An 8,206-nucleotide genomic window follows, 5' to 3' on the forward strand; every position below is an offset into this window, starting at 1 on the left:
ATCTCATTTTACAGTTATTAAAGAACAGCAGAGGCACAAGCGACTTTGTTTAGGTTGCTTGTGCCTCTGCTGTTCTGCTTAGTGGAAGATAGGCCGCCTGTTTTCTCATGTTACGGCAATAGTCTGTTTGATGTCAAGCAGATATCGGGTTACGCCTCGTTATCTAAAATACCACTGCGAAAGCACCAGTGGCGAAAGCCTTCATTTTCGGCCTTTTCCTGCAAAAAGCGCCGCAGTAGGCCTTCCAAGAAGGAACCCAATTCCGTAAAAGGCACGTCGGTGCGCCAGAGACGGGCAAATGCGCCGTGCATCCCCGGCTCACCGCCAAGGCAGATATCCGCTGCCTCCACCATGCCGTCGTCACGTTTGATTTTTTTGCCAATCAGCCCGATGGATCCGACCCAAGGGTTCGCGCAGCTGTTCATGCAGCCGGAAACATGTATATCCAACGCTCCAACCTCCTGCAATGCATCCTGCCCGAGCGCTTCGTCCAGATAGTGCACCAGTTCCAATGCGCGCGCTTTGGTGTCAATGCGTGCAAACGCGCAAAACGTATTGCCTGCGCAAGCCGTCAGTCCCCTGAGGAATGGGGACGGCGCAGGAGAAAGCTCGTGGAGCAGCGGCTCGGCAAGTAACGCGTCCAGCTTCGCGTGCGGCACATTGGGCAATAGAATATTCTGTGCAGGCGTCAGCCGCAGTTCCCCATTGCCATATTCCTCTGCAAGCCGTGCCAACCCGTCTGCTTGCTTCAGCGTCAGCCGACCGGCCGGTACATGCAGTCCCACATAAACCAGACCGTCCGTTTTCTGCGGATGTACACCGATGTGGTCGTGATGGCAACCCACTTCGGTCCATTCCGAGCCGGCCGGGTGCGCCGCATATGGCAAACGTGCCGCCACGGCAGAACGAAAAGCATCCATCCCCATTGCATCCAGTAAAAATTTCAGACGGGAGCGGCCGCGTTTTTCGCGGTCGCCCTTTTCACGATAGACGGCGATGATGGCAAGACAGGCGTCCTTTGCCTCGTCCGGGCGCACGAACATGTCCAGAGACACGGCCCGCGCCGTACCCCACGCGCCGAGCGCGCCGCCCACCCAAACATTGAAGCCCACGACCCCGTCTTTTTCCGCAGGCATCAGCGCGATGTCGTTGATCTCGCCGTGGGTGCAGTCGCATCGGCAGCCCGAAACGGTGATGTTAAATTTACGCGGTAGATTGGCTGCTGACCAATTGCCGATGATTGCGGCATTCAGTTCTTCCACCAATGGGCGGGTATCCAGTACCTCGGAAGCGTCTAGCCCCGCAGCCGGGCATGTCGTGATGTTCCGAACGTTATCAAATCCGGTTTGCAGCGTGGTCATCCCCGCTTGTTTTAATCGGGTCAGCACTGACGTTACCGCGTCGGCCCGAATCCAACGCAGCTGCACTTGCTGCCTTGTGGTTAGATCAAGCACATCGCGGCCGAATTCATCGGTAATCTCAGCCAGCACACGCATCTGCGCGGCAGAAAAACCGCCCGCTTTAAGGATGCCGCCCGGCACCCGGACGCGCACCATAAAAAAACCTGGTGTTTTGGGCCGCACAAAAACACCGGCATATTTCAGCGCCTGCACATCGTGCTGCGCGATATTTTCCCATCCGGTCTCCTGATAATGGGCGATAAGTGCATCAATTTTGGCAAAACTCAGTTCGGCTTTGTAAGATTCAAGTGGTGTCGGCATAGCAGTTCCCCCGGTCGTCGTGGATTTGGATGTGCCCAATCAGCGGATGTACCACGGAATGGCGCATTCGGATTTATCATAGCACGCAAAGGTGGACCTGTCCAGCATGTTTCCCCAAACGGTCAATACTTACATGGCAGGTGAAAATATTATGCTTTGCGTTGTGGATGCAACACAAAGGGTTTGTGAAAGCTGTTATAATAAAGAAAATACAAAGCGCAGACCTTAGAAATGCGTATAAATTGCATGTTGTCCTCACAGATGCGGAAAACTGAGTCGCCGAGAAATCAGTAAGACGTTTTTCGCAGAATACCGTTCGGTTTTTGTATAAGACCAAGCGGAGAGGTCCAAAATGATGGCGAGACACAGAAAGGAGGGCGGCCTCTATGAGTGCACCCTATTTAAAAAACATTGAACATCGGCAGGCGCTTTGCCTGCCCGAGTTGGTCGCGTATCAGTCCGACCAAATTATCAGTCGCACGCTCGCGCAGAACGATGCCGTGAGTATCACACTTTTTGCCTTTGACAAAGACGAGGAAATCAGCACACACGCCTCCGACGGCGACGCAATGGTGACAGTTTTGGATGGAACGGCACGTATCACCATTGCGGGGGTGGAGTACGTAGTGAGCAAGGGAGAAACCATTGTCATGCCCGCCGGCATCCCTCACGCGGTAAAAGCGGAGGAGCAGTTCAAAATGCTGCTTACGGTTGTATTCCCGCGTCAATAAAGCGGATACCGACTTATTAACGTCTAAAAAAGGAGCTCTTTATGAAAGCAAAATTGGATAGAAGTGGGTGTATCTCCTGCGGACTGTGCGCGCAGGTCTGCCCGGAGGTCTTTCGGATGGCGGAAGACGGCGTGGCGGAAGTCCATACGGAAGATGTGCCGGAAGCGGTGAAGGAATCTGCTATGGAGGCACGGGACGGCTGCCCGGTTTCGGTTATTACTGTGGAATAACATCCGCAAAGCATGTCAAGCGGCCGCCATTGTAAAAATGGCGGCCGCTTGATTTTTTTGTCTCAGGCCTTAATCGGAAAGAATTGGGCTCAGACAATCCCGCAGGATTACAACCTGCACATCGCCCTTTTCAAGATGAGTCATGAAGCCGTCACCTATATAAAGCCGACCCTGCGCAGCCAGTTTCGCGAAGAGATCAATGCCCAGCTGGATATTCTTCTCACTGCCGCCCATGGCACTGGCTGCCGCCCATGGCACTGGCTGCCGCCAGCCAGCGCACCTGCAAAACATCACAAATCCGCCAAATACATCAACTATCTCTGTGCGACACAGGAATCCGTTACATAAAGCAACTCGCATAAGATATAGGATGTGCCCTGCCTGCTTATTTTCTGCACTTTTCAGCCGCGCACACCATGTTTTGCAGGCTTGGAATTGTCTCTTCCATGCCACGTGTTTTCAGGCCGCAGTCTGGATTGATCCAAAGGCGTTGAATGTCCAACTTGGTAATCAGCCGTCGAATGATCTTCTCGAACTCTGCCTGATCAGGTACGCGGGGTGAGTGAATATCATACACCCCGGGACCGACCTCTGTTTTGAAACGGCTCTCTTTGAGTACATCCAACAGCGACAGATCGGACTTGGCCGATTCGAATGTAATTACATCCGCATCCATGTCGTCGATATCACGGATAATATCTTCAAACCGGCTGTAACACATGTGCGTATGGATCTGAGTCTCCGCTTTTACGGATGCGTGAACCAAACGAAACGCCGGAATGGCCCAGTCAAGGTACTGCGCGTGCCAGTCGCGCCGGCGCAAAGGCAGTTTTTCGCGCAGGGCAGCCTCGTCAATCTGGATGATACGGATGCCCGCCTGTTCCAGATCCTGCACCTCGGCTTTTATTGCCAATGCAATCTGGAACGCGATTTCCCGGCGTGGAAGATCTTCACGAGGAAACGACCAGTTCAGAATCGTAACCGGCCCGGTCAGCATCCCTTTCACCGGGCGGCTTGTCAGGCTCTGCGCATATGCAGTAGTGTCCACAGTCATGGGGGCGGACCGCCGCACATCTCCAAATATAATCGGTGGTTTCACGCAACGCGTGCCATAGGACTGCACCCAGGCGTTTTTTGTAAAGAGGAAACCGTCAAGCTTTTCGCCGAAATATTCCACCATATCGTTGCGTTCAAACTCACCGTGCACCAATACATCCAATCCGATTTTTTCCTGCAAGGCAATCACGTCCGCAATCTTCTTCCGGATTGCCGCATGGTATGTTTCTTCCGTGATACGTCCGGATTTAAAATCCCGGCGCAGGGTGCGCACCTCACTTGTTTGGGGGAAAGAACCGATGGTCGTGGTAGGCAGCAGCGGCAATTTCAGCGCCGCCTTTTGAACAGTCCGTCGTTCCTCAAAAGATGGATAGCGTGTAAAATCCTCGCCTTTCAGACGGGATACGGCCGCGCGTACATCGTCAAAACGGAAGGCTGCATCCTGTTTACGAGTTAGAATGGCGCGGTTGTGCAAAAAAGCCGGATTCGTTTCCCACGCCGAATCGTCAGACAACCGTCCCAGCTCTGCCAGTTCCATCAGCTTTTCTTCTGCGAACGCAAGGTGTTCGCGATAGGCATCCGGGATACCCGACTCGTTTTGAACGGTATACGGCACATGCAGTAGGGAGCAGGAGCTTCCCAACACCAACCGATCAGATTCCACCACGTGCGCAATTTGATGAATCAGTGACAGCGTCTGTTCATAGTGGTTGACCCAGATGTTCTTGCCGTTCACTACACCGGCGACCAGTATTTTGCCTTGGGGAAATCCATACTGCTCCAGCAGATGCAGATTCTCCACGCCCTCGATGAAATCCAGCCCTAGCGCGTCAAAATCCATATCAACCAGCATTGTATAACTGTCGCGCACGTCGCCAAAATACGTTTGCAGCAAAATACGCGGACGGTTCGGCATGGCAAGCAGGTCGTTGTAAAGGATGCGAAAGAGCGCGAGATCCTCTTCCGCGAGATCTGTCACAAGACAAGGCTCGTCAATCTGCACCCATTCTGCGCCCAACTCGGTCAGCCGCAAAAGAATCTCATGGAGAACAGGCAGAAGTTCCCCTGCAAGCACACGAAGAGATTTGCCCGAGCGGTTTTCAGCCAACCTTAGAAAGGTGAACGGTCCAATCAGCACCGGACGTGTCGGGATGGCAGCCGCTTTTGATTCCTCAAATTCCGCAAACGGCTTTTCCGAGCCACAGGAAAAACAGGTGTCGTCTTCAATTTCCGGCACAATATAATGATAATTGGTGTTGAACCATTTTTGCATGGGAAGCGCATGCACATCTCCGTGTGAGCCTTGGTAGCCCTTTGCCATAGCAAAATATGTGTCCAGCGCATCCAGCCCCAGATCCCGAAAACGTTTGGGCACCGCGCCAAACAGCACAGCCGTATCCAGCATGCTGTCGTAAAAAGAGAAGTCGTTAGACGGGATAAAATCCACACCCATATCGTGCTGCTTGCGCCACTGCCGCTTACGCAGTTCTGCCGCATTTTGCAGCAACTCCTGTTTCTCCAGTTCGCAGCGGAAATACGCTTCCGTCCATTTTTTGAGTTCCCTGCTCGCGCCAATGCGCGGGTAACCGATAACAGATGTTTTTTTCATTTTTTCCTCCAAATAATGTAGGAGAAAATAGACACAACCTTTTTGCATAAAAATTGTCCCTATCTCCAGTCCCAGAGATGAGAGCAAACAAATCCGGCAGGTCTCCTGGCTTCCTGCTGGGCCTAAAGCCCTGCAGCCGCGCCTTCCCACCCAAACGGCAGTGGCATTTGCGGCAGCCGACACAGGTTACAGTAGTGGGTGCTGTCCGGGATTTTCACCCGGTTCCCTATTCTCCTCCGGCACGGAGGCACCGAATTGTTTTCGCTTGGTCTTATTTTAAGCACGGAGATGCCTTAGTGTCAATATATTTTATCAATTTTGTCTGTTATACTGTACAACAAAAATACTATGCTTAAATATTCAAAAATCATATACCTGGTTATGTTTGATGCCGCTTTGGGGTGAAAAATCAAACGCCATAGACAACCCCGCATTACTGTCACGATATTCTCGTGACAGTGTTTCAAAGAATTTCTTCACAGAAAAAAGTAAAATGGATTTACAACCATCACCGTATCAAGACAAAATTGAAGGGTTTACCACCTGCTTTACACAGACAGTAAACCCTATCAACTGTTTGATGAAAAATCATCATTTACTTTTTGGGGTCAATTCATTTCAGCAAATGACTTTTATTGCTGATACTACTACTAAAATTTATGCGTTCAAATAGGTTTTGCCAAGCACATCGGCTGCAATCAACGCATCATAAAGCGCATCCGGTGTCACGTCGCCCAGCAAATTATGGATGGACTCACCCGGTGCGCACGCTTTTTCAGCCGCAATATGAACACGCTCGGCATCAGTAACGCCAATCTCGCCCAATGTAATAGGCAAACCAACTGAAATGCAAAAATGCACCACTTCTTCAATCTCATCCAAAGAGGCATTTTCAAGCAAAAGCTGTGCAATGGTACCGAATGCGACGATAGAACCATGCTGCGTTGCTTCACATTCCTCTAACGCAGTGAACCCGTTGTAAACCGAATGAGAAACAGCCAAACCGCCGTTGTCCGCTCCCACACCGCTCAAAAACGTGTTGGCTTCAATGATGCTCTCCACCGCAGGGGTAAGTAATCCATGTTCTACTGACTGCTTGGCTTTCAAGCCATCCCGCAACAATGTTTCATAGCAAAGCTCGCAGAGTGCCAAAGCGGATTTTGTGATACCGCCGTTTTCCAGACTGAGCGCGTTGCTGGCCACACAGGCGCGTGCTTCAAAGTAGGTACCCAGTGCGTCGCCCATGCCGGCCACCAAAAACTTAACCGGCGCTTTGGAAATGATCGAGGTGTCTACAATGACCACATCGGGGTTCTTCGGATAAAAAATGTATTTGTCAAACGAGCCATCGTCGTTGTAAATGACCGAAAGACCCGTACAAGGCGCATCGGTTGCCGCCACTGTCGGAATAATAACGACCGGCAATTTCTCATAATAGGCTGTCGCCTTTGCAGTGTCAATGGCACTACCGCCGCCCGCACCGCAAACGACATCAATCTTGTTCTCGCGTACAATCTTGCGCATCCGCTCGATCTCGCCATTGGAACTTACTCCGCCAAAAATCTCAAAAATGATTTTGTTGTCTTTGCCCTCAAAACTTTTTTCGATCAAAGGGCGTGCCTGCTTATGGGCACTGCGGCTGCAAACAAATAAAAAGGATTTGCCAAAGTCCTTCACATTGTCATAAGTCTCAAGTAATGCATCTTTCCCCTGAATATAATTGTGGGGTGCTCTGAATAATTTTAACACGCAATCATCTCCTTGCCCCACTATTTTATAACAGGGATGCTTTTTATTCAAGACATTTATGTTAAAAATTTATCGAACTTAATCGAATAAGAAGATTTCATGCCTTCCCAACGTTCAGCATAACACTTTACAGCTGCACTCGACCGGTTGCGGCGGACTGCATTGTCAGAACCCGTTCCAGCCATCGCTGTATGCTTCGGAAAATCTCTTCTTTGTTCTGCTCGTTATGCAGCGTGTGGAATGCACCGGGAATTTCTTGATATTCCACCCTGCCGCCGCTTCGCTCAGCAAACTCCTTGCTTGCAGTAGCTGACGTGACCGGATCTGCCCCTCCATGGATAATCAACGTCGGGAAAGCAATCTCGTGTGCATGGTGCAGTGCCCAGCGCCCTGCACAACTGGCCTGCCAAAACAGGCGTGTCGTCACAACCCCATGAATCAATGGGTCGGCCAAGTAAGAACGTGCGAATGCCGGGTCGTGACTGAGTCCCTCGGGATGCAGACCCGAGTCGAAGCGGTGGCGTGGGGAAAACAGTGCAATCACCCCCGCCACCGCCGCACGACGTACCGGATGCCCCACCATTTTTAACCATGGCGCCGAGGCCACCAAACCGGAAATATCCGGATTATGCCGCAATCCTTCATTCAGCACGATATTTCCGCCCATGCTGTGCCCATACAAAAACAAAGGCAGTCCCGAAAACCGCGCGCGTGCCAAATCCAATAGCAACTCGACTTCATCCAAAAACAGTGCAAAATCAGGCACGTCTCCGCGGTCACCTGCTGAATGCCCGCTGCCATACAGATCAATCGCCATTACGGCAAAACCAGCCATTGTAAAAAAAGACGCGAACGGCAAAAAACAGCCGCTGTAATCCCCCAACCCATGCACAAGACAAATAACAGCTTTCGGAGGTTTCTCCGGTCTCCAAATATGGAAATAAAGCATACCCTCCGCCCGATTCTCAAATAATATTTCGTCACGGCTGTTCATTCCCACACCTCCAAGAAACAAAATGCGCTTTATAATTATTATAAATTATATGTGATTAATATGTATTGTAGCAAGATTTTAGATCCATTGCAATAGAGAAAAGCACATTCATACCC

Annotated in this window: 7 protein-coding genes and 1 riboswitch; of the genes, 2 read left to right on the forward strand and 5 right to left on the reverse strand. The window is 51.0% G+C overall.

The window, feature by feature from the left end:
* Positions 1-149: 149 nt before the first annotated feature.
* Positions 150-1,721, reverse strand: a complete 1,572-nt coding sequence (cobG, locus tag ABF463_RS06155; RefSeq protein WP_415532691.1) for a precorrin-3B synthase — start codon at positions 1,719-1,721, stop codon at positions 150-152.
* A 386-nt stretch (positions 1,722-2,107) separates the two neighbouring features.
* Between cobG and ABF463_RS06160 the strand changes: the two genes are divergently transcribed.
* Positions 2,108-2,452 (forward strand): cupin domain-containing protein, encoded by a 345-nt coding sequence (locus ABF463_RS06160; RefSeq protein WP_415532692.1) that lies wholly within the window; start codon positions 2,108-2,110, stop codon positions 2,450-2,452.
* Between the two features lie 41 nt (positions 2,453-2,493).
* Positions 2,494-2,682, forward strand: a complete 189-nt coding sequence (locus tag ABF463_RS06165; protein ID WP_415532693.1) for a ferredoxin — start codon at positions 2,494-2,496, stop codon at positions 2,680-2,682.
* A 69-nt stretch (positions 2,683-2,751) separates the two neighbouring features.
* Here the strand turns inward: ABF463_RS06165 and ABF463_RS06170 are convergent, their stop codons facing one another.
* The 4 genes from ABF463_RS06170 to ABF463_RS06185 form a co-directional block, all read right to left on the reverse strand.
* Positions 2,752-2,973: a hypothetical protein gene (locus tag ABF463_RS06170; RefSeq protein WP_415532694.1), complete on the reverse strand. Its 222-nt coding sequence runs from the start codon at positions 2,971-2,973 to the stop codon at positions 2,752-2,754.
* Positions 2,974-3,067: 94 nt separating this feature from the next.
* Entirely contained in the window at positions 3,068-5,347 is a 2,280-nt protein-coding gene (metE, locus tag ABF463_RS06175) for a 5-methyltetrahydropteroyltriglutamate--homocysteine S-methyltransferase (protein ID WP_415532695.1), read from the reverse strand.
* Positions 5,348-5,424: 77 nt separating this feature from the next.
* Positions 5,425-5,617, reverse strand: a riboswitch (cobalamin riboswitch).
* 387 nt (positions 5,618-6,004) lie between these two features.
* Entirely contained in the window at positions 6,005-7,096 is a 1,092-nt protein-coding gene (locus tag ABF463_RS06180; RefSeq protein WP_415532696.1) for a glycerol dehydrogenase, read from the reverse strand.
* 127 nt (positions 7,097-7,223) lie between these two features.
* Positions 7,224-8,090 (reverse strand): lysophospholipase, encoded by an 867-nt coding sequence (locus tag ABF463_RS06185; RefSeq protein WP_415532697.1) that lies wholly within the window; start codon positions 8,088-8,090, stop codon positions 7,224-7,226.
* Positions 8,091-8,206 lie beyond the last annotated feature (116 nt).

It is taken from the genome of Ethanoligenens sp. (assembly GCF_047718355.1).
Classification (GTDB): domain Bacteria; phylum Bacillota; class Clostridia; order Oscillospirales; family Ethanoligenentaceae; genus Ethanoligenens.